Origin of the sequence: Actinoplanes sp. NPDC049548 (assembly GCF_040676695.1) — a bacterium.
In the GTDB taxonomy this organism is placed as follows: Bacteria; Actinomycetota; Actinomycetes; order Mycobacteriales; family Micromonosporaceae; genus Actinoplanes.
The window spans coordinates 83,540-110,498 of sequence record NZ_JBFAPM010000018.1 but is presented as its reverse complement, the minus strand read 5'-3'; the positions used below and the strand labels follow the sequence as shown (position 1 = coordinate 110,498).

Annotated in this window: 27 protein-coding genes and 1 pseudogene; 17 read left to right on the top strand and 11 right to left on the bottom strand. The window is 72.0% G+C overall.

What is annotated here, in order from left to right:
- The first annotated feature begins 9 nt into the window (after positions 1-9).
- Complete coding sequence (locus AB0J80_RS29235; RefSeq protein ID WP_364711159.1) at positions 10-555, top strand: hypothetical protein; 546 nt, start codon at positions 10-12, stop codon at positions 553-555.
- A gap of 21 nt (positions 556-576) precedes the next feature.
- On the opposite strand, the gene AB0J80_RS29230 is transcribed toward AB0J80_RS29235, so the two are convergent.
- On the bottom strand, positions 577-3,309 hold the full coding sequence (locus AB0J80_RS29230; protein WP_364711156.1) for a LuxR C-terminal-related transcriptional regulator: 2,733 nt from the start codon (positions 3,307-3,309) through the stop codon (positions 577-579).
- Positions 3,310-3,701: 392 nt separating this feature from the next.
- Between AB0J80_RS29230 and AB0J80_RS29225 the strand changes: the two genes are divergently transcribed.
- Positions 3,702-4,127 carry a DUF2231 domain-containing protein gene (locus tag AB0J80_RS29225; protein WP_364711154.1) on the top strand — a complete coding sequence of 142 codons (426 nt, stop codon included), beginning with the start codon at positions 3,702-3,704 and terminating at the stop codon, positions 4,125-4,127.
- Positions 4,124-4,375: a hypothetical protein gene (locus tag AB0J80_RS29220; protein WP_364711152.1), complete on the top strand. Its 252-nt coding sequence runs from the start codon at positions 4,124-4,126 to the stop codon at positions 4,373-4,375. Before AB0J80_RS29225 ends, AB0J80_RS29220 begins: the two co-directional genes overlap by 4 nt.
- Positions 4,376-4,533: 158 nt before the next feature.
- Here the strand turns inward: AB0J80_RS29220 and AB0J80_RS29215 are convergent, their stop codons facing one another.
- The 3 genes and pseudogenes from AB0J80_RS29215 to AB0J80_RS29205 form a co-directional block, all read right to left on the bottom strand.
- On the bottom strand, positions 4,534-4,848 hold the full coding sequence (locus tag AB0J80_RS29215; protein ID WP_364711149.1) for a helix-turn-helix transcriptional regulator: 315 nt from the start codon (positions 4,846-4,848) through the stop codon (positions 4,534-4,536).
- Between the two features lie 23 nt (positions 4,849-4,871).
- Positions 4,872-5,195 (bottom strand): annotated as a pseudogene (locus AB0J80_RS29210) (hypothetical protein); the annotation flags it as partial.
- Positions 5,192-6,481, bottom strand: coding sequence for a PA14 domain-containing protein (locus AB0J80_RS29205; RefSeq protein WP_364711147.1), 1,290 nt, complete (start codon positions 6,479-6,481; stop codon positions 5,192-5,194). The gene AB0J80_RS29205 and the pseudogene AB0J80_RS29210, both read right to left, overlap by 4 nt.
- 220 nt (positions 6,482-6,701) lie before the next feature.
- Here AB0J80_RS29205 and AB0J80_RS29200 point away from each other — a divergent pair, with 220 nt between their 5' ends.
- The 4 genes from AB0J80_RS29200 (at position 6,702) to AB0J80_RS29185 (ending at position 10,459) form a co-directional block, all read left to right on the top strand.
- Positions 6,702-7,733: a B12-binding domain-containing protein gene (locus AB0J80_RS29200; protein WP_364711145.1), complete on the top strand. Its 1,032-nt coding sequence runs from the start codon at positions 6,702-6,704 to the stop codon at positions 7,731-7,733.
- Between the two features lie 111 nt (positions 7,734-7,844).
- On the top strand, positions 7,845-8,174 hold the full coding sequence (locus AB0J80_RS29195) for an STAS domain-containing protein (RefSeq protein WP_364711142.1): 330 nt from the start codon (positions 7,845-7,847) through the stop codon (positions 8,172-8,174).
- Between the two features lie 16 nt (positions 8,175-8,190).
- Positions 8,191-10,071: a SpoIIE family protein phosphatase gene (locus AB0J80_RS29190; RefSeq protein WP_364711141.1), complete on the top strand. Its 1,881-nt coding sequence runs from the start codon at positions 8,191-8,193 to the stop codon at positions 10,069-10,071.
- Positions 10,064-10,459 carry an ATP-binding protein gene (locus AB0J80_RS29185; protein WP_364711139.1) on the top strand — a complete coding sequence of 132 codons (396 nt, stop codon included), beginning with the start codon at positions 10,064-10,066 and terminating at the stop codon, positions 10,457-10,459. Before AB0J80_RS29190 ends, AB0J80_RS29185 begins: the two co-directional genes overlap by 8 nt.
- Here AB0J80_RS29185 and AB0J80_RS29180 read toward each other — a convergent pair.
- Positions 10,456-11,409 carry a chlorophyllase gene (locus AB0J80_RS29180; RefSeq protein ID WP_364711137.1) on the bottom strand — a complete coding sequence of 318 codons (954 nt, stop codon included), beginning with the start codon at positions 11,407-11,409 and terminating at the stop codon, positions 10,456-10,458. The two genes, AB0J80_RS29185 and AB0J80_RS29180, sit on opposite strands and share 4 nt — an antisense overlap.
- A 323-nt stretch (positions 11,410-11,732) precedes the next feature.
- Here AB0J80_RS29180 and AB0J80_RS29175 point away from each other — a divergent pair, with 323 nt between their 5' ends.
- The 4 genes from AB0J80_RS29175 to AB0J80_RS29160 all read left to right on the top strand — a co-directional run bounded on the left by AB0J80_RS29175 (position 11,733) and on the right by AB0J80_RS29160 (position 14,894).
- On the top strand, positions 11,733-11,897 hold the full coding sequence (locus tag AB0J80_RS29175; RefSeq protein WP_364711136.1) for a hypothetical protein: 165 nt from the start codon (positions 11,733-11,735) through the stop codon (positions 11,895-11,897).
- A 2-nt stretch (positions 11,898-11,899) separates the two neighbouring features.
- Complete coding sequence (locus tag AB0J80_RS29170) at positions 11,900-13,498, top strand: MFS transporter (protein WP_364711135.1); 1,599 nt, start codon at positions 11,900-11,902, stop codon at positions 13,496-13,498.
- A 364-nt stretch (positions 13,499-13,862) separates the two neighbouring features.
- A complete protein-coding gene (locus AB0J80_RS29165; protein ID WP_364711132.1) occupies positions 13,863-14,309 on the top strand; it encodes a methyltransferase domain-containing protein in 447 nt (148 codons plus the stop codon).
- A gap of 279 nt (positions 14,310-14,588) precedes the next feature.
- Positions 14,589-14,894 carry a hypothetical protein gene (locus AB0J80_RS29160; protein ID WP_364711130.1) on the top strand — a complete coding sequence of 102 codons (306 nt, stop codon included), beginning with the start codon at positions 14,589-14,591 and terminating at the stop codon, positions 14,892-14,894.
- A gap of 15 nt (positions 14,895-14,909) precedes the next feature.
- Here AB0J80_RS29160 and AB0J80_RS29155 read toward each other — a convergent pair whose 3' ends face one another.
- Entirely contained in the window at positions 14,910-15,716 is an 807-nt protein-coding gene (locus AB0J80_RS29155; protein ID WP_364711128.1) for a TIGR02452 family protein, read from the bottom strand.
- 42 nt (positions 15,717-15,758) lie between these two features.
- On the bottom strand, positions 15,759-16,172 hold the full coding sequence (locus tag AB0J80_RS29150; protein WP_364711127.1) for a hypothetical protein: 414 nt from the start codon (positions 16,170-16,172) through the stop codon (positions 15,759-15,761).
- A gap of 137 nt (positions 16,173-16,309) precedes the next feature.
- Here AB0J80_RS29150 and AB0J80_RS29145 point away from each other — a divergent pair, with 137 nt between their 5' ends.
- The 4 genes from AB0J80_RS29145 (at position 16,310) to AB0J80_RS29130 (ending at position 19,630) form a co-directional block, all read left to right on the top strand.
- Entirely contained in the window at positions 16,310-17,188 is an 879-nt protein-coding gene (locus tag AB0J80_RS29145) for an alpha/beta hydrolase (protein WP_364711124.1), read from the top strand.
- A gap of 532 nt (positions 17,189-17,720) precedes the next feature.
- A complete protein-coding gene (locus AB0J80_RS29140) occupies positions 17,721-18,827 on the top strand; it encodes a hypothetical protein (protein WP_364711122.1) in 1,107 nt (368 codons plus the stop codon).
- Positions 18,824-19,225 carry a hypothetical protein gene (locus tag AB0J80_RS29135; protein WP_364711120.1) on the top strand — a complete coding sequence of 134 codons (402 nt, stop codon included), beginning with the start codon at positions 18,824-18,826 and terminating at the stop codon, positions 19,223-19,225. The genes AB0J80_RS29140 and AB0J80_RS29135 overlap by 4 nt, the downstream gene beginning before the upstream one ends.
- Before the next feature lie 9 nt (positions 19,226-19,234).
- Positions 19,235-19,630, top strand: a complete 396-nt coding sequence (locus AB0J80_RS29130; protein ID WP_364711119.1) for a nitroreductase/quinone reductase family protein — start codon at positions 19,235-19,237, stop codon at positions 19,628-19,630.
- Positions 19,631-19,661: 31 nt separating this feature from the next.
- Here the strand turns inward: AB0J80_RS29130 and AB0J80_RS29125 are convergent, their stop codons facing one another.
- The 4 genes from AB0J80_RS29125 to pdhA are packed head-to-tail and all read right to left on the bottom strand — an operon-like array spanning position 19,662 to position 25,254.
- Complete coding sequence (locus AB0J80_RS29125; protein WP_364711117.1) at positions 19,662-21,944, bottom strand: pyruvate dehydrogenase; 2,283 nt, start codon at positions 21,942-21,944, stop codon at positions 19,662-19,664.
- Between the two features lie 10 nt (positions 21,945-21,954).
- Positions 21,955-23,157, bottom strand: a complete 1,203-nt coding sequence (locus AB0J80_RS29120; RefSeq protein WP_364711116.1) for a dihydrolipoamide acetyltransferase family protein — start codon at positions 23,155-23,157, stop codon at positions 21,955-21,957.
- Positions 23,154-24,167, bottom strand: coding sequence for an alpha-ketoacid dehydrogenase subunit beta (locus AB0J80_RS29115; RefSeq protein WP_364711113.1), 1,014 nt, complete (start codon positions 24,165-24,167; stop codon positions 23,154-23,156). The genes AB0J80_RS29120 and AB0J80_RS29115 overlap by 4 nt, the downstream gene beginning before the upstream one ends.
- 1 nt (position 24,168) lies before the next feature.
- Complete coding sequence (gene pdhA, locus AB0J80_RS29110) at positions 24,169-25,254, bottom strand: pyruvate dehydrogenase (acetyl-transferring) E1 component subunit alpha (RefSeq protein WP_364711110.1); 1,086 nt, start codon at positions 25,252-25,254, stop codon at positions 24,169-24,171.
- Positions 25,255-25,373: 119 nt separating this feature from the next.
- Between pdhA and AB0J80_RS29105 the strand changes: the two genes are divergently transcribed.
- On the top strand, positions 25,374-25,874 hold the full coding sequence (locus AB0J80_RS29105; protein WP_364711108.1) for an Lrp/AsnC family transcriptional regulator: 501 nt from the start codon (positions 25,374-25,376) through the stop codon (positions 25,872-25,874).
- Positions 25,875-25,944: 70 nt separating this feature from the next.
- Entirely contained in the window at positions 25,945-26,958 is a 1,014-nt protein-coding gene (locus AB0J80_RS29100) for an NADP-dependent oxidoreductase (RefSeq protein WP_364711105.1), read from the top strand.
- Position 26,959 lies beyond the last annotated feature (1 nt).

Below are 26,959 nucleotides of genomic sequence, written 5' to 3'. Positions count from 1 at the left end.
CGTCACAGTGTGTTCCGAGGAGCGGTCCCGGCAGCACACCGCGCGCCGGGCCACCGCCGCGACCGGCGCGCGCTGATGCCGAAGCCGGCGCAGGAGATCCAGGAGGCGACCGCCGCGGGCTTGTACGGCATCATCGTGAGCTCCGCCGTCATGGTCGCCTCCCACGCCCCGACGGTGTCGGCCACGGTCGTGACGGTGCTGGGCACCCTCACGATCTACTGGGTCGCCGAACGGTACGCCCGGATCGTCGCCGAGCGCATCCACGAGGGACACCGCCCCCGCTGGGACACGCTGCGCGCGCAGCTGACCGGCGGCTGGGAGCTGGTCACGGCGTCCTTCCTGCCCCTCGGGGTGCTGGTCGTCGCCTGGTTGCTGCGCCGGGATCTGCGTACCGCGGTCATCTCGGCGCTGCTCTGCAGCACCGTCCTGCTCTGCATGGCCGGCTGGCGGGTCGGCAGGCAGGGCCGGCTCTCCGCCCTCGAGCAGCTGGTTTCCACCGTCGTGGCCGGCCTGTTCGGGGTCGCGCTGATCGGCTTGAAGACGATGCTGCACTGACCGGTGCGCGGCGGTGCCGGCTCAGATGAGCCCGTGCGCCCTCGCCCGGGTCACCGCCTCGCGGCGACGGGCGACCCCCAGCTTGCGGTAGATCGACCTCATGTGCGCCTTGACGGTGTTGACCGACACGCCGAGCTCGGCGGCGATCTCGCCGGCCGTCAGCATGGTGGGCAGGTAGCCCAGCACCTCCATCTCCCGCTCGCTGAGCTCCCCGTTGCGGTGCAGGACCTCATCGCCCGTGCCGGCGGCGTCCGTGTCCTGCAGGATGCCGGTCACGAAGGCCGTCGGCCGGCCCGTCAACAGGTTCCGCCGGCCGAGGAGCCGCTCCAGCCGGCCGCCTCGCATGCTGATGAACGGCCGCCGCAGACGTTCCTTCTCGGCCAGGGCGAAGGCCCGGCCGAGCTCGTCGCCCGCGCGAAGCCCCTGCCGGCGGGAGTCGGCGATGAGGGCAGTCAGGATGTGCGCTTCGACGGTCGCCACCGTTTCGGACAGTGGCGGCGGCGGCCCTGCCAGCAGCTCTTCCGCCAGGTGCACGTGCCCGACGGCGAATGCGGCTTGCGCCCAGCGGACCCGCTCGGCGAAGGTGAGGGGACCCCGGGTCGCGAGGTCGGCGTACCGTCGCTCGACCGGCTCGGGCAGGCCCGTCCGCAGATCGATCTCCGACTCGGTGAGCAGGAGCCACCGGTCCAGGGCGGGGGCGCGGATCCGGGAGTCGCGCTGCCGGCGCGCCTGCGCGACCAGGGCGCGGGCCCGTGCCGGCTCTCCCTGTGCCAGGGCGAGCCGGGCCTGAGTCCCCAGCCACGTGATCCGGCTCACCGCCTCGGGCTCGTTACGATGGGCCCGCCGGCCCTGCTGCAGGACCCGTTCCGCCTGAGCCGGCTCGTGTCGCTCGATGTGGGCCAGCACCAGCGCCAGGTGAGCCGGCACGGACTGCAGCGCGTACGTCCAGCCACGCCGCTCCGCCAGGTCCCTCGCCGTCGTCGCCAGCCGGGCGGCCTCCCGCACGGACCCGGCCATCACCTCCAGCATCGCCAGATGCCCAAGGGCGTTGATCGCGACCAGCTCGACGCCGGCCGCCCGCGCGGCGGTCGACGCGCTCGAGAGAAAGCGCTCCGCGACTTCCGGTCTGCCCTCCCAGAGCAGCCCGACTCCCTTGTTGTTCAACGCGACCGCCCGGAACTGTGCGGCGGACGGCACCTGGGCGGACCGGAGCTTGCTCAGCGTGGCGAGCAGCCGGGTCGTCTCCCCCACGACCTCCGGCATGTCGCCGACCGCCCGGTACACGCTCATCTCCAGCGACCGGATGGTGATCTCGGTCGGCAGCCGCTCCTCCTCGGGCCGCTCCCGTAGCAGTTCACGCGCTCCCTCCAGGACCGCCGGCATCGTGTCCCAGTCCCCCGCGTCGAACATCAGCAGGGCCGCGCACACCATCAGCTCGGCGGTCGTCGCCAGCTCCGCGGCCGGTACGGCGCGAAGCACCTTCATCAACGCCGCCCGGTTCGCCGACAGGATGAGGGGCGCGGCGTGCGAGACGACCAGCCGGCCGACGAACGGCCAGTCCCGGCCGGCCGCCGCGTGGCCGAGGGCCTCGAAGATCGAGCCCCGGGCGAGATGCCAGCGTGCGGCCCGGCCGTGCAGCTCGGGAACCATCGGCGCATCCCGCAGCAGAAGATGATGCCGCAACGCCTCCCGCAGCAGGTGGTGATACCGGTACCAGCGTGGTTTGGCGCCGAGCCGCACCACGAAGTCGTTGACCAGCTCGAGCTCCTCGAGGGCCCGCTGGCCGTCGTCGTCCCCGGTGACCGCGTCGGCGAGCTCGCCGCACACGTGGTCACAGATGCTCGTGTACAGCAGGAAGCGGAGCATGCGCGGCGACTGCCCGGCCAGGACCTCGGTCGCGAGATACTCGTCGACGGGGCGCACGTCGCCGGTGAAGTCGGTGACCGGACGGGGGCGGTCGGGACCGGCCAGGAAGGCGGCCGCCATCTGCAGACCGGCGGCCCATCCCTCGGTGCGTTCCACCAGCGCGGCGACGTCGTCCGCGCCGAGATCGAGCCCCGGGCGGGTGAGCAGCCGGGACGCCTCGTCCCTGGTGAAGGCCAGGTCGCGGGCCCGGATCTCGCCGAGGGCGCCCGCGAGCCGCAGCCGGTGCAGCGGCAGGAGCGGCTCCGACCGGCTGATCAGGATCAGGTGGAGATCGGGCGGCGGAGGGTCGATCAGAGCGCTCAGCTCGCTCAGCACGCCGGGATCGTCGATCTCGTGGAAGTCGTCGATCACCACGACCGTCGGGGCATGCAGCCGCTTGAGGCCGCCTCCCAGCGCCCGGACCCGCTCGTCGTCATCGGACGGGACCGTCTGCCACTCACCGAGCGGGTTGCCGGCCGGGACGGCTCCGGCAGCCCGCAGCGCCGCGACCACATAGGCCCAGAAGGACTGTGCGTCGTTCTCACCACGGTCCACGGTGAGCCAGGCGACCGGATACGGGCAACGCTCCACCCACGCCGAGACGAGCACGCTCTTGCCCCAGCCCGCACCGGCGCACACGAGCGTCACGGGTACGCGCACCGAGGCATCGAGGGTCGCGTCCAAGCGGGACCGGTGGACCTGGGCACGTAACATCTGCGGCCGGGACACCTTTGCGGCGTTGAAAAGGCTGAATGTCGACGGCGCGTGATGATGCACGGCTCCTCGGCCCGGCCGGCGGGCCGAGGTCAGGGAGCCGTTCACCGTCTCGGCCACGTTGTCGACGTCCACGCCGCCCCCTCCGGCACTGGTCCGCATCCGCACTGCCGTCCTCGGTGGACGACGTACTCGGATACCGCCGGCACGCATCGGCCGCGACGACAGCGTCAGGCGCTCCCCTGGAGTCGGTGTCGCGGTCCACCGTCCCTGCACCCCTTGAAGACCACGCCTCCAGCGCCTTCGCTCTCCCCTAGCGAACCATGCGATCAAGGACGTGGCAACACCCCGGTTACCCACCGTTGTCGCTTCCGGCAACAAGCCGTGACCCTCTGCAACGATGTTTTCACTTCTCGTTCTCACGCTGCCACACCACCACTGAAGTACAGCTCATCCGCCAGGGACGACGTGGGCGAACGGGCGCCGACCGAGACTCGGTTCGTGCCGGTCGGCGGAGGGAGCACGGCATGGAGAGCCGGCTCAGCGTACGAGGCAACGCGGTACAGCCCCTTCTGCTGATGTTCCCGCTGGGCCTGCTGGCCGTGGTGGTCATCCTCGACGTCGCCCGGCTGCTCGGGGCGCCGACGATGATCGGCACGCTGGCGTACTGCACCCAGGCCGCCGGGCTCGTGGGCGGCGCCGCGACGGCTGTCGCGGTGGGAATCGACAGAGTGACCGCTCCCCGTGACAGGACGGCGAAGCCGCAGCCCCTGCGCCACCTGCTGGATCCGGCCGTCCTGGTCGTCTTCGCCGTCCTGCTGCTCATCCGGATGCGGACGCCCGACCGGACGGCGGGACCGGGACTCGTGGCCCTGGAGCTCGTCGGCCTCGCCCTGGCCGCCTCCGCCACCTGGTTCGGTATCCGCGACACCTCGGAAGGACGAAGCTCATGACCTACCGCCGGAGAATGATCACCGCCTGGGGCATCCTGCGTGGCCGCCCGCCCAGGCCCGACTACGGGCTCCTGCTCGTGATGCCCTTCCTGGCCGCGGCCGGGGGCTCGCTCATCGCCTCGGTCATCGACTCGGTCGTGGAGAGCCGCCGTGGGAAGAGCCCGGCGGCCGCGTCCGGGCCGGACTCGCGAAGCCACGGTTCATCCGCCGCGGACGAGGCGCGCGCCGTCCCCTCCCGCCCATACTGACCCCGTCGGCCCGGTCCGCCTGAGGGGGTGGCGGCCGCGAGTGGTCGCGGGCTGTGGTCATCCGGCGCCGTATCAACCGCCCGACACTGTCACCGGCGCCGGCCCCAGCCGCCCGCGACCACCGCGGCCGAGGAGTCGCTGGACCGGGCCGGCACCCGTCAGGGACTGTGCAGGGTCTCCGACGGCGTCGAGTGGTAGCGGGACCGGTAGGCGGCCGCGAACCGGCCCAGGTGGAAGAATCCCCAGCGGTAGGCGATCTCCCCGACGGTGGTGCGGCTCGGGTCCGCGGCACACAGGTCGTCGTGTGCCCGGGACAGCCGCACCTGACGCAGGTACGCCATCGGACTGCAGCCGACGTAGCGGCGGAACCCCGCCTGCAGCGTACGGACGCTGACGCCGGCGGCGAGGGCGAGATCCGCGGCGGTGAACGGGTGTTCCGGATGCGCATGCACCGCCTCGATGGCACGGCGCACCAGGGGCGGCCGGTAGCAGCGGGCCGGGCGAGCTGGGCCGCCACCAGTCGTACCAGGGCCACCCAGCTGCGGCCAGGGTCGTCGGCGAGGTCCAGCCGCCCGGCCAGCCCGACCGGACCCGGGACCGGCGCGTCCAGCTGATCCTGCAGCTGCCGCTCCAGGAAACCCTGCTCGATCTTGACGACGAGCTGGCGGCGGTCGGCACTCCAGCGGTCGAGCGTGACGTCCTCGCCCGCTCTCGACACCACCGCGCGGTCGCCGGCGCCGACCAGGGTCTTGCCGCCCAGGCGCGTCCGCAGGTTTGCCGGACACGGGTACGCCGACCTGATAGGCGTCGGGGTTGTCATAGGCCAGGGTGACGTCGGCGCCGTACCGTGCGTCGCAGATGGCCAGCGATGGCAGATCGAGCACGTCGAACCGCGCGGCCAGCCGTCCCGACCTGCCCAACGGGTGCAGGTACCGCCGGGGGAAGAAGTGCGTCCTGCCGAAGGCACGGACCTCGTCCACATCGTCGGACCCCAGAGAGAACCTCCGCACCGCCGGACCTGATGCTGTCACGGGGGTTCGGCGAGCCCTGCGGCTCGGTGGTGGCGCCGCCGAGATCGATCGAGACGGACAGGTTGAGGTAGAAGTAGCCGTCCTTGTAGAGCAGGCCGAACGCGAACTCGTGGAAGTTGCCGTCGAACGGCCACGTGGCGACCCGGCGGTACTGGTCGATGACCCCGTCGCCGTTGGTGTCGTTCAGCTCGGTGAGCTCGTGCTTCTGGGAGACGTAGATCGTGCCGTCCACGATCTTGAGGCCCATCGGTTCCCGGAGCCCGGTCGCGATCCGCTTGTACGTGACCTGGCCCGGTGACGTGGCGCCGGTGACGCCGCTGAGGACGTACACCTCTCCGGCGACGGTGTCGCTGCCGCCCCAGGTCGCGATCGCCAGCCGGCCGTCGGGATACCAGTCCATCGCGCTCACCTGCGGCTGGAACCCGGACGGCCGAAGGTTGGTCAGCGTGTAACCGGGGTGCACCGCGTCGAGCGGCAGGCCGTCGCCGGGGCTGTCCCCGGAGCTCTCGCACTCCTTGCGGCCGGGCGCGGTCACCCGCACCACGCCCGCGTCCGTGCTGAGGACGGACGTGGGGACGACGGCGAAGGCGCTCGCGCCCGGTGGCCGCCACTCCAGCGTCAGCTGCTGACCGCCGTCGCGCTCGAAGAAGTCGATGTGCAGGGCGTGGTAGCCGGTCGTGAGGGAGACGGTGCCCTCCACCGAGGTCGCCCCGTGCAGGCCGTCGTTGGTGATGACGGTCGCGCCGTCGATCAGCAGCCGGGACCCGTCGTCGCTGGTGAGCCGGAACGCGTACGTCCCCGCGGCGGCGATGCTCACGTTGCCGATCACCTCGGTCTGGAAGTGGTCCTCGAAGCCGAAGTCGGCCGCGGTGGTCCAGTTGACCGCGGGCATGAGCTTGTCGACGTTGGGAGTCTGACCGGGCTTGAGGGTGCAGATGGCGTCACGGGCCGTCTGCAGGTCGTACGTCCGCAGTGTCACGCCCGGCTCCTGCGGCGGAACGGCCGCCTCGGCCGGGAGGGCGGGCAGCAGGCCCGCGAGGAGGAGGGCGGCGCCCAGCAACAGTTTCGTCTTCATCGCGCGCTCCGAGGGCAGCAGCACGGCCACGACCGCGGGTCGATGACCATCGATGCCTCGTGACGGTAGGCGCGTTCTGTTCAAAAGTCCATAACTTCAGTGAACTACCGTCGAACTTCTGTCTCGCGGGACGAAAGTCTGTCGAAATCAGCGGCGATATCGATGGTGATCCCTTGTCCTATGCTGGCCAGGACTGCAGTCGACATGGCGGTGACCCTCCATGACAGGACGCGACGAAGCCCTCCCGGCCGCCGTCGGCGACGCCTACCCGCTCTACCTGCGATGCCTCGCCCGCCAGGACGAACGAGCCGCCGTCGACCTCGTGCTGCAGCTGTGCACACCGGACATCGACCCCGAGACGGTCATGCTGCACCTGGTGGCGCCCGCGATGGTGCAGGTCGGCCGCTGGTGGCAGACCAACGTGTGGACGGTGGCCCAGGAACACTGCGCATCCCACATCACGAGCCGGGTAGTCGCCGCCCTCGCGGCCACCGCCGGCCGCCCCGATCCCGACCGGCGTGTCGTGGTCACCTGCATCGAACGCGAGCTGCACGCCACGCCCGCCCTGCTGTTCGCCGAAACCCTGCGACTGCGCGGCTGGAACTGCGTCTTCCTCGGCTCCGACGTTCCCACGGCGCACCTCATCACCTTCCTGCGCCGCTACCGGCCCCTCGCGGTCGCACTGAGCTGCAGCCTGCCGATGCGGCTGCCGGACGCGCACCGGGTCCTCGCCACCTGTCACAGCCTCGGCCTGCCGATCATCGTGGGCGGCCGGGCGTTCGGGGCCGACGGACGCTGGGCCGCGCGCCTGGGCGCGCCGTGGGCAACGAACGGCATCACCGCCATCCCGCTGCTGGACCGGCCCCCGCGGCCGGCCGCCATCGTCGCCCAGCCGGCGGACGACGAGTACCGGGCACTCACCGAGCGGCGCGGCGATCTCATCCGGCACACCGTGCGCCGGCTTCGCGCCACCTACCCGGAGGAGACGGCTGAGGGATTCGCCCTCGACATGACGATCACCGATCTGGGCTACATCCTCGACCATCTCGCCGCCGCGATCTACGTCGACGACGGATCGCTGTTCACCGCGTTCGCCTGCTGGCTCGCCGACGTGCTCGGCAACCGCGGCGTGCCCGCCGACGCCGTCGAGCTCGCCCTGAGCGAGCTGGCCCGCGTCCTGCACGACCATCCCCGCAGCCACCGGCTCCTGGAGCAGGGGCACACCGCGTACCGGGTGTCCTCGATCGGGTGACGTCCCGCCGTCGCTGACCTGGGCGGCCGCCAAGGTCGCCGGATCGGTGTCTCCTCGCGGCACCGCCGGCGGCGTACGGTGAGCGCCGGCGACACGCAGAAAGGCGGACGCGTGCGGACGATCTCGGTGGACAGCAGTGCCGACGGACGGCTCACTGTGGTCCTGAGAGGCGACTTGGACTTCACCAACGCCTCGCAGGTCGCCGGGGTGGTGCAGCAGGCGATCAACGGCGGCCGGCCGGCCTCGGTCCGGATCGACCTCGCCGAGGTCACCTTCCTGGACTCCTCCGGCATAGGGCTGCTCGTACGGGCGATGAAGGCGGCGGAGGAGGGCGCGGCGGAGTTCCGCGTCACGAACCCCAACCCGAAGGTGCTGGATCAGCTGTGGCTCTCCGGCCTGCTGGAGGCCTTCGGCCTGCCCGAGTCCACCGTGGACCCATGAGCGGCTGAGGAGATCCATGGCGACCGAGGCGGACCACGGGTACCTGCAACGCCTGGCCGAGCTCGAGGCCCAGGTGAGCGAGGCCCGGCTCGGCCCCGACGTGGTGTGTGAGCGGGCCGCGGGGCTGCTCGCCGGGCGGATCGGCTGCCGGATCGACGAGGCTCATGCGCACCTCAGGCTGCTCGCCGGCCAGCAGGGCAAGGACCTCGCCTCCGTCGCGTCGGGCGCGATCGCCGTGCTGGAGACGCAGCGGTCGACGCCGTCGCGGACCCTGCACCGCAGCGCCGAGGAAGCACTGCGGGTCATCCACGCGCCGCCGGCACCACGCCGGCACCGGCCACCGCAGCACGCCCCGGTCCCGCAGGACTGGGCGGCCGTGGTTCAGCAGGTGCTGGACGCCGTGCCGGGCGAGCACCTCGCCCTCACCGCGCTCCGCGACGACGGCGGGCGGATCATCGACTACCGGATCGTCGCTGCCGGCCGTACCGTGACGGACCGGTCCGGTCGCAGCGGGCCGCAGCTGATCGGCCGGAGGGTGAGCGACGTCTATCCGGCGATCGCGGGAGGGCCGGTCTGGCAGGCCTGGGCCGAGACCCTCGCCGACGGCGGGCACCGCCAGGTCGCCGCCGTGGCGCCGCCCGATCCGCACAACGCCCACGCCGAGCGCCCCCTTTCCGTGCGGGTCCAGCCGGTGGGACCGGGCCTGCTCAACACCTGGGTACGCGTCGACGAGCAGACCCGCCTCGCCGAGCGCATCGCGCAGACCGAGCGGCTGGGCAACCTCGGCTGGGGCGAGTGGGACCTGGTCACCGACGCCACCGAGTGGTCCGACGAGCTGTACCGGATCTACGAACGCGACCCCGCCGACGGTCCCCTGCCCCGCGAGGAGTCCGACGCCCTCGGCCTGCCGGAGGACGAGCCGCTGCGGCGGCAGGCCACGGAGGCGTTCGGCCGGGGCGAGACGGTCGACCTGACCGCCCGCGCCGCGATCAACGGCAAGATCAAGTACCTGCGCGCCGTCATCGACGCCGTCCGGGACGCCGAGGGCCGGCCCGTGAAGATCTACGGGATCATCCAGGACGTCACCGCCCGGGAGACCAGCCGCCTCAAGCTCGCCGACGTGCAGCAGCAGCTGCGCGAACACCAGCAGAGCCTCGCGGCCGAGCACCGCCTGGCCGCACAGCTGCAGCACATCGTCCTGCCCATCCCGGACGCCCCCATCGAGCTGCGGGGTCTGCGGGCGGCGGTGCGCTACCTGCCCGCCGAACAGGCCAGCCGGGTGGGCGGCGACTGGTACCACGCGGCCGCCGCCGGAGACGGCAGCATCGTCCTGGCGGTCGGCGACGTCGCCGGCCACGGCCTGCAGGCCGCCGCCACGATGGGCCAGCTGCGCCACGCCCTGGCGGCCCTGGCCATCACGACGACGTCCGACCCCGGCGAACTGCTCGCGCATCTCAACCGGCTTCTGTACGCCGGGGACCCCGAGACCGGCACCGCCACCGCCGCCATCGTCCGCTACGACCCGGACGCCCACGTCCTCACCTGGGCGCAGGCCGGGCACCCGGCACCGCTGCAGGCCCGCGCGGGAACCGTCACCGAACTGTCCCGCCGGCCCGGGCCGCTGCTGGGCGCCCTCCACGACGCCGAGTACCACGCCTCCACCACTCGCCTGGAGGCCGGCGACGTGCTCCTGCTCTACACCGACGGCCTCATCGAACACCGGTCGCACAGCCTCGAGGAGGGCCTCGCGCCGGTGCTGGCCGCCCTGAGCCGCCTCACCGCCGGCGCCGAGCCGCCGCCCCTGCAGGACCTGCTCGGCGAGCTGCGACGCGCAAACCCGGACGACGACACCTGCCTGCTCGCCGTGCGCCGGCACCCCGGAGCCGGCCGTGCCTGACCTCGTTCTGATCGACCGTGAGTTCGACACCGGGACACTGGTCGACCTGCGCCGCGACGTCGAGCACTGCGCCCGCGCCAACGGCCTGGACGACCTGGCCCTGTACCGCTTCGTCGTGGCCGTCAACGAGATCACCACCAACGCCGTACGCCACGGCGGAGGGCGGGGCCGCCTCGAGCTGTGGCGCACCGGCGACCGCCTGCACTGCCGTGTCACCGACCGCGGCGAGGGCATCCCCGCCGAACACCGCCACCCCAGCCGCCCCGGCGCGCACTCCGTCGGCGGGCGCGGGCTGTGGCTCGCTCAGCAGGGCATCGCCGGCCTGACCATCACCACCGGCGCCACGGGCACGAGAATCACCCTGTCCAGCCCGGCCATCGCCGCCTAACCGATCTCCTTCGCCTCGATCGTCCCCATCTCCGCCGCCAGCGCGGCAGTGGCGTCCGCCCAGGCCCGGTCGCCGGGGTAGAGCCGGCTGCGCAGGTACGCCCAGACGAGCGCCCGCAGGGTGGCGACCCGCTCGGGATTCTCGTCCGTCGTCTCCGCGCCGTCGTACATGGACACTCCCCCGAGCCCGTGCTCCGCGTCGCGCAACGTGAGCAGAGTCTTGGGGGCGGGGCTCTGCGCGTACGCATCGGCACGCCACTGCCAGCGGGCGGAGAACGCGGGATTGACATCCTTGTCCCCCACGACGACCAGCGCCGGCGTCGTCATGGCCGCGAAGCTGGTCGTGCCGAGCGCGGGATAGCTCTCCCTCACCTGCGCCGCGAGCCCGTCGCCGCCGCCCGGCGCAGCGAGCAGCACACCCGCCTTCACCCGCGCGTCGGCCAGGTTCACGACCGTCCCGTCGGTGACCTCCTGGCCGCACAGCATGCCGACGGTGTGCCCGCCCAGCGAATGCCCGACCGCCGCGATCCGGCTGCGGTCCAGCCGGCCGGCGAGCCCGGGGACGGCTGCCTCGACGGCGTCGAGGTGATCGAGGATGTGGCGCATGTCGGTGACCCGGGACCGCCAGTACAGCGGGGCCTCCGGGTCGTCGGCGTCCCGCAGGCCCAGCGCCGCCGAGTCCAGATGCGTCGGCTGGATCACGACGAAGCCCCGCGCGGCCCAGAAGTCCACGAGCGGCCCGTAGCCCCGCAGCGACGACACGAAGTTCGAGGGGCCGTGGCCGTGCGACAGCAGGATGACGGGCAGGTCGCCGCCGGTCGCGGGCGCGGAGACCTTGAGGTGGAGGTCCACCGCCCGGCCCGGGACCTTCAGCACCACGGGGCTGTAGGTCGTCACCGGCGTCGGATCGTCGACCGGGATTCCACCGGCCTCACTGAACGGCTCACTCATGTCCGTACCCTTCCTCGACTGAACCGGAACCCTGTTCCGCAACCACAATACGGAACCCTGTTCCGCTTGTCCACCCAGAGCAGCCCGTCCGCGACGGCGGCGCTTCTCGTTACGGGCCGATCCGTGAGCCTCGCCGGCCTGAGATGCACCAATTTCTGCGGACCGACCGGCGAGATCCGCCGCGGTCCGGACAGCCCGACCCGGCACCACGTCGTGGCACGCAGCCTGCGGTTCAGCCGGCCCTCCACCGCCGGATCGGTCAGCGGGAAAGACTTCCCACAGTGCCGGGCATCATCCCCGGGGTTGAGGGGTACGCGTGCCCCATGACGACACCACAGCGGGATGAACCCGGCACCGACCAGGCCACCGAACCCACCGCGGCGGCCGACCAGGGCGACGGACCGACGCCACCGGGCGGCGACGACGTCCGCATCGGGCCGGAGCAGTCCGACGAACCGCAGGCGGGAGCCACCGAGCCCACGGACTGATGGTGAGCGCCGAACCCGTCACCGCCCCGGTCGCCTCGCCGTCGGCGTGGGCGCCGCTGCACATCGCCGTCTTCCGAAGCCTGTGGCTGGCGCTGCTGGCCAGCAACATCGGTACGTGGATGCAGACGGTCGGCGCGCAGTGGCTGCTGGTCGAACAGTCCGGGAACGACACGCTGGTGGCCGTGGTGCAGACGGCCAGCACCCTGCCGATGCTGCTGCTGGCCCTGCCCTCCGGGGCACTGGCCGACACCCTCGACCGGCGCCGGCTGCTCATCGGCGTCCAGGCATTCCTGACTGCGACCGGGATCCTGCTGACCGTCCTGACCCTGACCGGGCACATGCCCGCGACCCTGCTGCTGACGCTCACCTTCGCCTTCGGGGCCGGGCAGGCGCTGACCGCTCCCGCCTGGCAGGCCGTCATCCCGGAGCTGGTGCCGCGTCCTCAGCTCGCCTCCGCGTCCGCCCTCGGCGCGATCAGCATGAACCTGGCGCGGGCCGTCGGCCCGGCGGTGGCCGGCGTGCTGATCGCGCAGACCGGCGCCGGCGTGGTGTTCGGTCTCAACACGCTCACGTTCGCCGCCTTCGGTCTGGTGCTCTGGCGGTGGCGCTCCCCCACGGCCGGCGATGCCGCCGCGCCGGAGCGGTTCGCCGCCGCCGTGCGGGCCGGTGGCCGGTACGTGCGGCATTCGCCGGTGGTGCGGCGCATCCTCCTTCGCGCGGCGCTGTTCCTGGTTCCGGGCAGTGCGCTCTGGGCCCTGCTACCGCTGGTCGCCAGCCGCCGCCTCGGTCTCGGCTCCGGCGGGTACGGCATCCTGCTCGCTGCCGTCGGCGTCGGGGCGGTGGCCGGCGCGCTGCTCCTGCCCCGGATGCGGGCCCGGTGGTCGATGAACCAGCTGCTGCTCGTCTCCGGTGCGGCGTTCACCGTCGTCCTCGTCGTCCTGGGGGTGGCCCGCGTCGAGCTCGCCGTGGTCGCGGTGCTGCTGCCCGCCGGGGTGGCGTGGGTCATGGTGCTCTCCAGCGTCAACGCGGCCATGCAGCTGTTCCTGCCGAACTGGGTACGCGCCCGGGGCCTCGCCGTCTACCAGATGGTGTTCGCCGGAGCGCAGGCCGCCGGAGCACTCGCCTGGGGCGCGCTCTCCGACGCGTACGGGCTGGTCCCGGCGCATCTGGCCGCCGCCGCACTGATGGGCGCCGGAGTGGTGACGTTGCGCTGGTGGCCGATGCGGGACACGACCGGGCTGAACCGGGAACCCGCGGTGTTCTGGCCCGAACCGCACCTCGAGCTGGACCCGGACGACCACGACGGCCCGGTGCTGGTCACCGTCTCCTACCCGGTCAGCGCCGAGCACGAGCAGGCATTCGTCGACGCGATGGAGGCGGTACGCCGGAGCCGCCTGCGGACCGGGGCGGTGCGCTGGGGGCTGTTCCGCGACGGTGAGGAGCGGGGACGCTTCGTCGAGGCGTACCTGGTGCCGAGCTGGGACGAGCACCGCCGGCAGCACGCCGGCCGGCTGACCGGCTCGGACCGGGAGGCCGAGGAGCGGGCGCAGGCGCTCACCGACGGCCCCCCGCTGGTCAGCCACCTGCTGTCGGCCCGCTGACGTGGGCCAAGTCCTCGTGTACGTGGAAACCCCGTGGCAGGCGGCCTGCCCAGGCCATAGCGTCGTGCCGTGATCTAGCAACATCCTTTGCATTACCTGCTCGGGCTCGAGGGTCTCGCCCTGATCCGGACGTTCGCCGGCGACCACGGCCGCGAGTTCGGGGAGGCACGGATCGCGGAGATCCGCCGGCTGTTGGACAGCCCTGCACTCACCGGCGAGGGCGTCACTGCCGCCGCGGTGGACACGGTCGCCGGCTACCGCGTCTGGTCAGCAACGTACGACCAGCCGGGGAACGGACTGTTCGGCTTCGAAGAGACGTTCGTGCACGACATCATCGACGCCCTTCCTGCCGGCACGGCGCTCGATGCATGTCGACATCGCCGTGTGCGGGCTCGCTCTGGCGCATCTTCGCGACCTCGGTCCCGCCTTCGCGGAGCTCGTCCGGGTGTTGCGCCCTGGCGGTCACCTGATCATCACCGACGTCCACCACGAGACGGTGGCGTTGGGCTCCGTGCCGCACGTCCGGTCCGCAGCTGGTGAGCCCCGGCTCATTCCGTCATTCCGCCACCGGGCCAGCGACTACCTCAGCGCCGCCCTGCCTCTCGGACTCCAGCTTCGACGCTGCGAGGAGCCCGGCCGGCAGTCCACGCCCGAGCAGGCACCCATGGTCGACGACATTGTGACGGATGCGTGGGACGTCTGGCCGTGGTCTCTGCTCGCCATCACACCCGCGGCCTTCGCCGCTGCCTGGAACGGAACCCCGGCTGTGGTCCTGTGGCACTTCCACCTGCCGCAGGCGCCCGGCTGCTGACCGGCGGACGACCCGGCGTCCCGGCCGCCGCCCCCGGCTCGAACCGATCGGCTACGGAGAAGCACACTTCCTCCGGGCCACCACCTCAGTTCGCACACAACCGGCCCGTAGGTTGACCGCCATGATCTTCATCGTGACGGCACCCTCGTGGTCCGGCTTCTTCAGCGCACCTGACCGCACGGGGAAGCCGCTGTGAGAATCGCTGATCGTCCTCACAGCGGCGGCAACGACGGTCACCAGCGTCCGCGTCCCCCCGTGTCCGAGGTTCGGCTGCGGGCCTTGGCTGTGTCATCGCTGTGGTGGCTCGCGGTCGCGACGGTCTACCTGGCGTACGCGCTGTCCCGGCCAGGCCGACCGCCCGGCTGCTCGGGAGTCGTGGGCTGTGGCGACGAGCAGGCGCTGATGCTCGGCATCGGTCTCTTCATCGGCCTGCCCGTGATGGCGCTCGGCATGGCGTTGAGCGCCGCCGTCATCGCCTTCCGGGCCAGGCGGGCGACCTCAGGCGCGATGCTGGGGACCTGGGCCGGGTGGCTCTGGATCGCTGTCCTGGTCGGGCCGTTGACCGCTGTGTGGCTGCACCTGTGAATGAGGAGGTGGAGTTCAGGCGGCGGAAAGGAAGCGGGCGGTGAACGCCGCCCGCACCGGGGTTCCCCTCGCGTGGTCCATCACCGCGAAGACCACCTCGTCGAACCATCCGGCGCTGTCGCGCAAGGCACCCGCGAAAGCGTCGGCCACCATCGCGGGATCGTTGCGGAAGACGCCGCACCCCCATGCGCCGAGGACGAGGCGCCGATGCCCGTGGACGGCCGCGACGGCCAGCACCCGCCGGGCTCGCCTGGCGAGGATCGCCTCGACCTGGCCGGCGCGGCCACGCGGTACCGCCCCGCGGTTCGGCGCCGCGGCGGTCAGGAACGACACCCGGTAGGCGGTGTCGAGGAGGTGGCCGTCGTCGTCGCGGAACACCGGAACCCCGGGCGAATGAATCACCCGGTCGCTGTAGAGATTGTCGCTGGCGGCCCGATGGACCGCATAGAACTCGGGTACGGCGTTGAGACAGCGAAACAGCGCCGACGCCCGGGCGATGCTCTCCTCCTGCGCCTGAGCCCCGGTGCGGAAGCCGCCGCCCGGATGCTTGGCGGACGCGAAGACCAGCGCAGCCACCTCACCGTCACGCGCCAGCCGGCGGGTCGCCGCCAACGTGCTCTCCCCCGTGACCGACACCGTGGGAGCGGCGCCGGTCACCATCGGCGTCGGCAAGGGCTCCCCCGGCAGGTACATCGAGGTGCCCTCGACGGCCGCCTGCATCTCGTCCGCGAAGTCGACCTTCTCGCCGCGCGGAGTGCGGTAGCGGCCGTCCTGGAGGATCTGCAGGGTGTCGCGGGCGAGCTCGCGCAGGTTCTTCGTCACGCCGACCGATTGTGGTCGACCAACCCCGGCCGAAGCGACTCGTTATCGGCGCCCCGCCGGACCCGCATCCCGGTCGCCGGCAGCCATCGTGAACAGAGCGAGCAACTGTCGGGCCGGTCCGCTGTCGGGGTCGAACGTGAACCGGCCGGGAATGACGAAGTCCGGCTCGAACGACAACGACCCCGCATTGCGGCATCGGAAGCAGAACGCGATCTCCGCAAGAACCGTGGGCCCGCTGCGAAGCCGGACGGCATACCGCGGCAGGAAACATCGCTCCTGCTCCGCTTCGGGCAGCGCCGTGACAAGGGCCAGAGCCGTACGGGCCGCCTCGCCATGCCAGGTCGCCACCACGGCGCCGCGGACGGCTGTCCGCCCGTCCCAGCCACGGCTCTGCTGGGGAGCGATCTCGATGACGTCTATTTCCCGTACCCGGCCGGGGTCTGCAATCACTGGCACGAAAAAAGCCTCACACAAGCCCGCTCGCCACCGCACGACGGGTGCGCAGTCACAGCGCCGGGGACGAGCCTGCACATGGCGGCCCACGCCATTGGCAGGGGTCCGGCCGACCGGGACCGATCGGGTAGCGTTCCTGAATGCTTGTCGATGAGAGCCTCGCGGCGCTCCGCCAACTCAGTTGGCAGATCACACCGGAGACGAGGGCGGCCCATCATGCGCTTTTCTCGCCGCTGCATGAGCAGTGTGGGTATCTGGCGCCAGTCGTCCACCGAGACCTGCCGTACGGCGCGGATGCCCGCCAGCGGCTCGACGTACACACCGCTCCGGACGCCGCCGGCCGCCCCGTGCTGGTCTTCGTCCACGGCGGTGGCTTCGTCGCGGGCGGCAAGACCGTGCCTGGCTCACCGTTCTACGACCACATCGGCGGATGGGCCGCCCGGCACCACCTGGTCGCGGTCACGATGACCTACCGGCTGGCGCCAGAGCACCGGTGGCCCGCGGGTGCGGAGGACGTCGCTGACGCGGTCTCTTGGGTTCACCAGCACATCGCGGAGCACGGCGGCGATCCGGATCGGATCATCCTGATGGGGCACTCGGCGGGCGGCGCGCACGTCGCCGGGTACCTCGCCGGCCAAGCCGGTACTGCGATGCCTGGTGTCGCGGCCGCGGTGCTGCTGTCGGCCTTCTTCGATCCCGCACTCGTCCACGACCAGCCGACGATCCGCGCGTACTTCGGCGATGACTTTGATCGTTATCCTGTTCAGTCGTCCGTCGCCGGCTTGGTCGAGTGCAAGTCACCCCTGCTCATCGCGACGGCTGAACGGGACCTCCCGCCCTGTCACCGGCAGGCCACCACGCTTCTCGACGCCATGCAGACCGCTGGGCGGCCCCACCCCCTCTTCCTGACCATCCCGGACCACACGCACCTGTCGGAGATCTACTCCTTGGGCCTGGACGACGAGGCGTTCGGCGGGATACTCGCGCGATTCGTAAGCCGACTACCACTCACCAAGTAATGACGGCAGCCATCCCCCAGCCTCGCGCGGGCAGGTCCGCGACTGGGCCGAGCATCGGTGGCGGCGTATCCGGAACCCGCAGTGAGAGGCAGCCGTGGTGGGCCGCGGTCCGGCGGGGCGTGCGCCGCTTTCGCCGAAACGTCGATCAGCATGGCGGCCCACTCCATCGGCAGGTACCCGGCTTTCTACCGGGGCCGATCGTCGGCGCGCTGACCTGACCAGTGAGTCACGAAGCCGACATCGACACTGATGACCATCTGCCATGCTACGGACACGCGCGGTGAGGAGGGAGTCGGTGATGGAGTTCAGGTCGGTTCCGGAACCTCGTAAGGAGACTCGCACGCCGCAGCACCCGACAGTGAGTTCCGGGTCATCTGCTCCGGACGTGGCCGGTGCCTCGACCCAAGACGCTTTGTTCCCCTGGCATGCCGATACGCGCGGGTCGTCGCCGCGGGTCGGCGATGCCATCTCGTATCTTGGCCGGCCGATCATCACACCGCCCCTCGACCGGGCTGTTCGCGAGCTGACGAAGTTGGTCAAGGATGTGCCCGAGGCCACGGCGGCCGTGAAGAAGGTCGACGTCGCGGCCCACAAGCTGCGACCGGGCGCTCCGCCGGAGGCGTTCGGCGCGGCGGTACAGGCGGTCGGTGCTCTGGGGCGGACCCTCGCCGACCCGGTCAGGCTCCTGCGCGAGTCTCCGGCGGCCCGGTCCCGGATCGAAGCCGGCTTCCAGAAGCTGGTGGAGCAGATCGGGCCCCGGCTCGACGGCCTCGACGAGGCGCTGAAGCTGCACGACCTGCCGCCACTGCGGCTGCAGGTGGTGGCGCCCGCGCACGATCGGCTGGTCGTCTGGGAGGCGTGGGGCCGCGCCGAGCCGCGCCGGGTGACCACGACCGACACCGGGGCGGTCGTCCAGGCGAACAACTGCCGGCTGGAGGCGGAGGAGCACTACCGCGTACGCCGGATCTCCCTCGATTGTGAGCCGCTGTATCGGCCCGCGGTGCTGGACGCCTTCGCCGCGATGATGGCCGACCCGAGCCGGGCGAACCACGAGGCTTTCCGATCGCTGGTGGCCGCGGGGCGCCCGGAGCCCGCGGCCGGTGAGGTGCGCGAGTACGGGCGCGACCTCGCGCCGACCACCGCGCTGATCGCCGACGGGGCGGACGTGGTGGCGCAGGGGGACGGCACCCGTCTCACGAGCACCACGTGCTATCACGTCGAGGAGGCGGCGATTGCGCTGACCGACCTGCTGGTGGACAACCGGGAGCTCGTCGAGGCGATGGCCGCGCAGTTCGCCGGGAGGTCGTCGGCCGCCGGCGACCCGCTCCGGATCATCCGCGGCATGGTGGCCGGGCTCGGCGACAGCGACCTGCTGACCTACGCCGACGAGCTGCAGCGGGGCGCCGAGGTCACCCGCAACGTCTTCGACATCGGCGTGAACCTCGCCGGCGCGGTGATGGTCGGCTACGGCAACAAGCTGAGCCATACGTCGCGGGTCGACGTGTCGTGGTCGGCCGGCCACGCGCTGAAGACCTCGATCGGCAAGAGCCTGACCGGACTGCGGCAAGCGGTCGCCGGGGCGCGGCCGCAGCGGGACCTCGACGCGGAGATTCCGCCGCCGGGACGGTTCGAGCGGTGACACCGAAGCGGGTGATGCTGGCCGGGCTCTGCGGCGCGCTGGTCGCCGCCGGCGTGGTCTTCGCGATCGTCAACTTGAGCGCCGCCGACCAGGTGGCCAGCGTCGCCAGTTTCGTGCTGGCCGCCATCCTCGCCGGCATGGCGGTCGCCGATCGCCGCGCCGACCGGCACGTGGACCGCCCGGGAGACCCGCCGGCTGCCGCACCATCGAACCCAACGCCCGGCGCACCCGGCGCTCCAGCGGCCGGCGATCAGGCCGTCATCGTCGGGCCCGGGGGCCGGGCGGCGATCAATTCCGGGGTGGTGTTCAACGATAAGGCGAACGCGAAGGTGACCATCAACCACGGGACCAAGCAGCGCTGGTGGCGTCGTCGCGGCGCATCCGGAAGGCTCGGCTAGCATCGGCCCATGTCCAGCCGGCTTGATCAGAGCGTTGTCGAACGACTGGAGCAGGAACCGCTCGCATGGTTGTGCACGCTGAGGCAGGACGGAAGTCCTCACGTGACCCCGGTGTGGTTCGTCTTCCACGACTCGACCTTCTGGATCTGCAGCGCTGAGAAGAACCGGAAAGTACGCAACGTGCGTCTCGACCCGCGGGTATCTGTAGCGCTGGAGGGCGGCAGCGCTCCTGTCGTGGCGGAAGGCCAGGTCGTGCTTCACCCGTACGACTTCTCGCCGGATGTCATCGAACGGTTCAAGAAGAAGTACGACTGGGACATCACCATCCCGAACGAACGCGAGGGCCGGCGGGTCATGATGGAGATTCCCGTCGTGCGCTGGCTGCTTGCCGGCGTTGCGCAGTGACTGCCGGCTTGCCGGCAGCCCTCGGGCCCGGTCATGTCAGGTCGAGGCCGGCCCGGATGATGCTGTCGGTGTCGATGCCGTGGTGGCGGTAGACCGCGTCGAGCGCCCCTGACTGGCCGAAGGACGTCACTCCCAGGTGACGCGCCGGGCGCCGGTGGACACCTGCCAGGAAGGCCAGCGTGTGCGGGTGGCCGTCCAGGACGGTGAGCAGCGGGGCGGCCCGGTCGGCCGGGAATGCCGCGTCCAGGATCCACGTGTCGGCGCTGCCCTGCCCGGTGCGGGCCTGCGCGGCCGCGAAGAGCAGGCCTGGGCTGGTCACGCAGACCACGTCGGCGGGTACGCCCAGCGCGTCGAGCCGGTCGGCCGCGGCGAGTGCCTCGGGCAGCATGGCGCCCATGGCGGCGATGGTGAGGGCCGGCGGTTGCGCGGCGCGGCGCAGCAGGTAGGCACCGGCGACGGCCTGGCGGCGGCGGCGTTCGCGGGCTGCCGGGTCGGGCGGGACCGTCGCGAGTGCCTGGTCCACCGGGCGGGAGGACAGCCGCAGGTACGCGGAGCTGCCGCCGGGGCGGCCGAGGCGGGACAGGGCGGCCAGCAGTGTCCATTCGAGATCGATGGCGAAGGCGGGCTCGTAGCTGACGCAGCCGGGCTGTTCGAGTCCGATCGACGGTGTCTTGATGGACTGGTGGGCGCCGCCCTCGGCGGCGAGCGTGACGCCGGCCGGGGTGCCGACCAGGATGGACTGGCCGCCGGCGTAGATGCCGAAGGACCAGGGTTCGAGGGCTCGTTCCACGAAGGGGTCGTAGACCACGCCGATGGGCAGCAGCGGCTCGCCCCAGCGGCTCCACGTGGCGCCCAGCTCGCCGAGCAGGCCCACGAGGTTGCCCTCGGCGATGCCCAGCTCGATGTGCTGGCCGGTGGGGCGTTCGCGCCAGTGGAGGATGGTTTCGGGGTCGTCGTCGAACCAGTTGCGGCGGGCGTCGGTGGACCAGACGCCGACCTTGTTGATCCAGCCGCCGAGGTTGGTGGAGGAGGCCACGTCGGGTGCGGCGGTCACCACTCGCCGGGCTACGGCGGGGGCCTGGCGGGTGAGGTCGAGCAGGGCCCGGCCGAGGCTCGCCTGGGTCGAGGAGGTGCCGGCGGGGGTGCGGCCCAGGTCGGTGGGGACGTCGGGGGACGACTGTACGCGCGCCGGCGTGCGGTGCAGGCGGGCGGCCGTCTCGGCGCAGAGCCGTCCGGGGGCCGAGTCCGGCGTGAAGCGGGCCCACGGCGCGTCCAGCGACATGCCGACGCGGTCGGCCAGCTCGCGCAGCTGCGCCTCGGTCAGCATCGAGGAGTGGTTCTGGGGGTGGCCCTCGGTGGCCAGGCCGTACCCCTTCACGGTGTAGGCCAGGATGACCGTCGGGCGGCTGTCGTCGATCGCGGCCAGGGCGTCGCCCAGGGTCTGCAGGTCGTGGCCGCCGAGGTTGCGCAGCGCCGCGGTGAGGGTGCTGTCGTCGAGGCCCTCGACAAGGTTGCTCAGCGCTTCGGAGTCCGGCAGCCGCAGCCGGAGCTCCTGCGGGGTGCAGCGCAGCAGCCGCTGGAACTCCGCGTTGGACATGTCGTCGATGCGGCGGCGCAACGCGTCGCCGCCGGGCCGGTCGAAGACGGCGGTGAGCAGCCGGCCGTACTTGGCGGTGAGCACCTGCCAGCCGGCGGCTTCGAACATGGCCTGCAGGCGGGTGGCCGCCGCCTGCGGGACGACCCGGTCCAGCGACTGGCGGTTGAGGTCGACGATCCAGCAGACCTCCCCCAGCTCCGCCACCATCGGGTCGAGGATCGCCTCCCAGCAGGCGCCCTCGTCCAGCTCGGCGTCGCCGACGAGCGAGTACTGGCGGCCGGTGCCGGTGGCGGCGCCCCGGCTGCCGATGTAGCGGCGGGCCAGCGCGCCCCAGATCGGGGCGGTCGCGCCGATGCCGACCGACCCGGTCGAGTAGTCGACGGGGTCGGGGTCCTTGGCGCGGCTCGGGTAGCTCTGCAGGCCGCCGAACGAGCGCAGGGTGGTCAGGTAGTGCTCGTCGAGGCTGCCGAGCAGGTAGTTGATGGCGTGCAGGACCGGGGAGGCGTGGGGCTTGACCGAGACCCGGTCGCCCGCGGCGAGGTGGTCGAACCACAGGGCCGTCATGATGGTCGTCATGGAGGCGCTCGACGCCTGGTGGCCGCCCACCTTCAGCCCGTCGGTGCGGGGCCGGACCCGGTTGGCGTGGTCGATCATCGCGGTGGCGAGCCAGAGCACCCGCTGCTCCACCACGCGCAGGACGGCCCAGCGGTCGGTCATCGCCACTCCCTCAGAGGTCCGCGAGCAGGGTCGCGGGCTGTTCCACGCAGTCGGCGACGTACCGGAGGAACCCGCCGGCCGCGCCGCCGTCGCAGACCCGGTGGTCGAAGCTCAGCGACAGCTGGGTGACCTTGCGGACGGCCAGCTGCCCGTCGACGACCCACGGCTTGTCGACGATGCGGCCGACGCCGAGGATGCCCGCCTCGGGGTGGTTGATGATCGCGTTCGAGCCGTCGACGCCGAAGACGCCGTAGTTGTTGAGCGTGAAGGTGCCGCCGGTCATGGCGGCGGGCGGCAGGGTGCCCGCGCGGGCCAGCCCGGCGAGCCGGCTCACCTCGGCGCCCAGCTGCGCCGTGCTCATCAGGTGTGCGCCCTGCACCACGGGCACCATCAGGCCGCGGTCGGTCTGGGCGGCGAAACCGAGGTTCACGTACGGCAGCCGGACGATTTCTCCGGCAGCCGTGTCCACGGTGGCGTTCAGCTCGGGGAACCGCCGCAGGCCCGCGACGCAGATCCGGGCGAGCAGCGCGAGGAGGCTGACACCGCGGCTCGCCAGGGCGTTCTTCGCCTCGATGAGACCGGTGGCGTCGGCGTCGACCCAGGTGGTCGCGTCGGGGATCTCGGTGCGGCTGCGGGTCAGCTTGTCGGCGACCGCCCGCCGCACGCCTCGCAACGGAATCCGCTCGCCCGGGGGCGAGCCCGCTGAAACGCGCTCGGCCGCCACGGGCCTGGCGGCGGCTATGGCGTCCTCGACGTCGCGGCGCCGGATCACACCGTGCGCGGGGTCCGGCGTGACCGTGGCGAGATCCACCCCGTTGTCCCGGGCGAGCTTGCGGACCAGCGGCGAGATGACGCGGGCGGCACCCGGTTCCCGGGAGACCGGCGCGGTCACGGCGGCGGCCCGGCGGATGCGGCGGCGGCGTGCGGCGGGGGCGTGACCCGTGCCGTACCCGATCAAGACGTTTCCCGATCCGGACGCGACCGAGATCAGGGGTGCGCCCACGGCCACGACCGAGCCGGGCTCGGCGTGCAGGACCGAGACCGTGCCCGCGTACGGGACGGGCACCTCGACCACCGCCTTGGCGGTCTCCACCTCGACGACGGCCTGGTCGATGGTCACGGTGTCGCCGACCGCGACGTGCCACTGCACGATCTCCGCCTCGGTCAGGCCCTCTCCCAGGTCGGGCAGCCGGAAGACCTGGTCGCCGCTCACGCCGCGGTCCTCCAGTGGCGCAGGTCCGGCTCGTCGTCGAACTGCAGGCGGTCGACGGCGTCCAGGATGCGGTCCACTGTGGGCAGGTGCGCGTGCTCGAGCTTCGGCGGCGGGTACGGGATGTCGAAGCCGGTCACCCGCAGCACCGGCGCGGCCAGCGAGTGGAAGCACCGCTCCTGCACCCGCGCGGCGATCTCCGCGCCGACACCCGCGAAGCCCTGGGCCTCCTGGACGACGACGCAGCGGCCGGTCCGGCGTACCGATCGCACCAGGGTCTCGTCGTCGAACGGGACGAGCGTGCGCAGCTCGACCACCTCGAGGCTGATGCCCTCGTCCGCGGCCGCCTCCGCCGCCTGCAGGGCGAGCGGCACCGTCGGGCCGTAGGCCACCAGCGTCGCGTCCGTGCCGGAGCGGCGGACCGCGGCCTGGCCCATCGGGCCGGCCGAGCGGGTGGTGAGGTCGACCTGCGCCTTGCTCCAGTACAGGCGCTTGGGTTCCAGGAAGACGACCGGGTCCGGGTCGGCGATCGCGTCGCGCAGCAGCCAGTACGCGTCCTCCACCGTGGCCGGGGTGACCACCTTCAGACCCGGCGTGTGCGCGTAGTACGCCTCGCTGGAGTCGCAGTGGTGCTCGACGCCGCCGATGCCACCGGCGAACGGCACCCGGATCACCATCGGCATCGTCAGGGCGCCGCGGGTCCGGTTGCGCATCTTCGCCACGTGCGAGGTGATCTGCTCGAACGCCGGGTACGCGAACGCGTCGAACTGCATCTCGACGACCGGCCGGAAGCCGCCCATTGCCAGGCCCACGGCGAGCCCCACGATGCCGGACTCGGCCAGCGGCGTGTCGAAGCAGCGGTCCTCGCCGAACTTGCGGGTGAGGCCGTCGGTGATCCGGAAGACGCCACCGAGCGGGCCGACGTCCTCGCCGAAGACGAGCACCGAGTCGTCGTCGCCCATGGCGTCGCAGAGGGCGGCGTTCAGCGCCTGGGCCATGCTCATCTCGGTCATCTCACGCCTCCCCGGCGTCGAGCTCGGCGACGAGCTGGTCGCGCTGCTCGCGCAGCTGCGCGGTCCGCTCGGCGAAGACGTGGTCGAACAGGGTGCGCGGGTCGGCCGGCACGTCGGCGTTCAGCGCGGTGCGGACCCGCCCGGCGAAGGTCTCGGCCTCGGCCTCGGCGGTCCGCACGCTCTCGTCGTCGATGAGACCCCGGTTCATCAGGTACGTCCGCAGCCGGGCGAGCGGGTCCGCGGCGGCCCACCGGGTCACCTCGTCGTCGTCGCGGTACCGGGTCGCGTCGTCGGCGTTGGTGTGCGCCTCCATCCGATAGGTGTGCGCCTCGACCAGGTAGGGACCGTGCCCCGCGCGGGCGTGCTCCACGGCGGTGGTGAGGACGGACAGCACGGCGAGCAGGTCGTTGCCGTCGACCTGTTCCGAGCTCACGCCGTACCCGATGCCCTTGTAGGCCAGCGCGGGCGCCGCCGTCTGCCGGGCCAGCGGCACCGAGATCGCGTACCCGTTGTTCTGGATGAGGAAGACGACCGGCGCGCGCCGGACCGCGGCGAAGTTGAGCGCCTCGTGGAAGTCGCCCTCGCTGGTGCCGCCGTCGCCGATGAGCGCGAGCACCACGGCGTCCTCGCCCTTGCGGCGCAGGGCTTCGGCGAGCCCGACCGCGTGGATGGTCTGGGTGGCCAGCGGCGTGCATTGCGGCGCCACCCGGGTGGCCGCCGGGTCGTAGCCGCAGTGCCAGTCGCCGCGCAGCAGGGTGAGCACCTCGGCGGGGTCGAGGCCGCGGGCGACGAGGGCGACGCTGTCACGGTACGTGGGGAACAGCCAGTCGTCGTCGCGCAGGGCGAGGACCGCGGCGATCTGGCACGCCTCCTGGCCCCGGCTCGACGGGTACACGGCGAGCCGGCCCTGCCGGGTCAGCGCGGTCGCCTGGGTGTCGAAGCGGCGCCCGAGCACCATCCGGCGGTACGCCTCGACGAGCAGCTCGTCCGCGGGCCGGCGGTGCCGGGCGGGCGCCGGCGTCTCGGTGCCGTCCTCGGCGACGAAGCGCACGGGCTCCGCGGAGGGCAGCAGGTCCTCAAGCCTCATGTGACGCACGCCTCTCTCTGGACGCCTGATCGCATTAGCGTGGATTCGAGGCGATGTACGGTCAAGAGCGCCCGATGATCGCCGACAGATTGCCGTTCCGACCCCGGAGGAGTGACCAGATGTCCTCGGAGACCCCTCCGGCGGCGGGTCAGGCTGGACGTCCTGCCGGACCGCTCGATCCGACCGACACGGCCCTGCTGGCCGAGCTGCAGCGCGACGGCCGCCTGTCCATCCGCGCGCTGGCCGAGCGCACGCACATCTCGCGGTCGAACGCGTACGCGCGGGTCGCCCGGATGGTCGAGGACGGCACGATCCGCGGCTTCAGCGCCCGGCTGAACCCGCGGAGCATCGGGCTGGGCACGACGGCGTACGTGGCGATCACCATCGACCAGACCGCGTGGCGCCTGGTCGCCGCCGGCATCCGCGAGATCCCGTACGTCGAGCACTTCGCGCTCATCGGCGGCGACCACGACGTGCTGGCGCTGGTCCGGACGCCGGACAACACCGCGCTGCGCGACGTCGTGCTGGACCGCATCCAGGACATCCCGGGGGTCCGGACGACTCGCACCTGGCTGGTCTTCGAGGAGGAGACCGGCCGCGGGGTCCCGTACGCCGAGTAAGTGTCGCGCGAAGTCAAATCATTGTCGCGCAGGATCAATTAATGAACGGTCGTTTGCCTAGGCTGAGGTGATGGATTCCCGTACCAATCACCAGTACCGGCTCGCCGCCCGCCCGGTGGGACTGCCGCAGCCCACCGACTGGCAGTACGCCGAGGAGACGGTCACCGAGCCGGCCGACGGCCAGCTTCTCGTCGAGGTCGCCTACCTGTCGCTCGACCCGGCCATGCGCGGCTGGATGAACGAGGGCAAGTCGTACATCCGGCCCGTGGAGATCGGCGAGGTCATGCGCGCCGGCGGTGTGGGACGGGTGATCGCGTCCCGCCATCCCGGGTTCGCCGTGGGAGATCACGTGTCGGGGACCCTCGGCGTCCAGGAGTACTGCCTGTCGGACGGGCGCGGCCTGACCAAGGTCGACCCGGCGCTGGCGCCGCTGCCGGTGTATCTCAGCGTCCTCGGCATGCCGGGCATGACGGCCTACTTCGGCCTGCTCGACATCGGCCGCCCGGAGGCCGGGCAGACGGTCGTCGTCTCGGGCGCGGCCGGGGCTGTCGGCAGCGTGGTCGGCCAGATCGCCAAGCTCAAGGGCTGCCGGGTGATCGGCATCGCAGGCGGCGAGGCCAAGTGCCGGCTGGTCGTGGAGGAGTTCGGCTTCGACGCCTGCATCGACTACAAGTCCCAGGACGTGCGCAAGGCCCTGCGGGAGGTGGCGCCCGACGGCGTGGACGTCTACTTCGACAACGTCGGCGGGGACATCCTCGACGCCGTGCTGACCCGGCTGGCGCGCGGCGCCCGCATCGTCATCTGCGGCGCGATCTCGCAGTACAACGCCACGGAGCCCAAGGGCCCGGCGAACTACATGTCGCTGCTGGTCAACCGCGCCTCCATGACCGGCATGGTGGTCTTCGACTACGCCGACCGGTACGCCGAGGCCGCCGCCGAGATGTCCGGCTGGCTGGCCGCCGGGAAGCTGCGCTCGCTGGAGGACGTGGTGGACGGCGGCGTCGAGGCGTTCCCCGACACCCTGCTCAAGCTGTTCAAGGGCGAGAACACCGGGAAGCTCGTGCTCAAGGTGGCAGGCGGCTGAC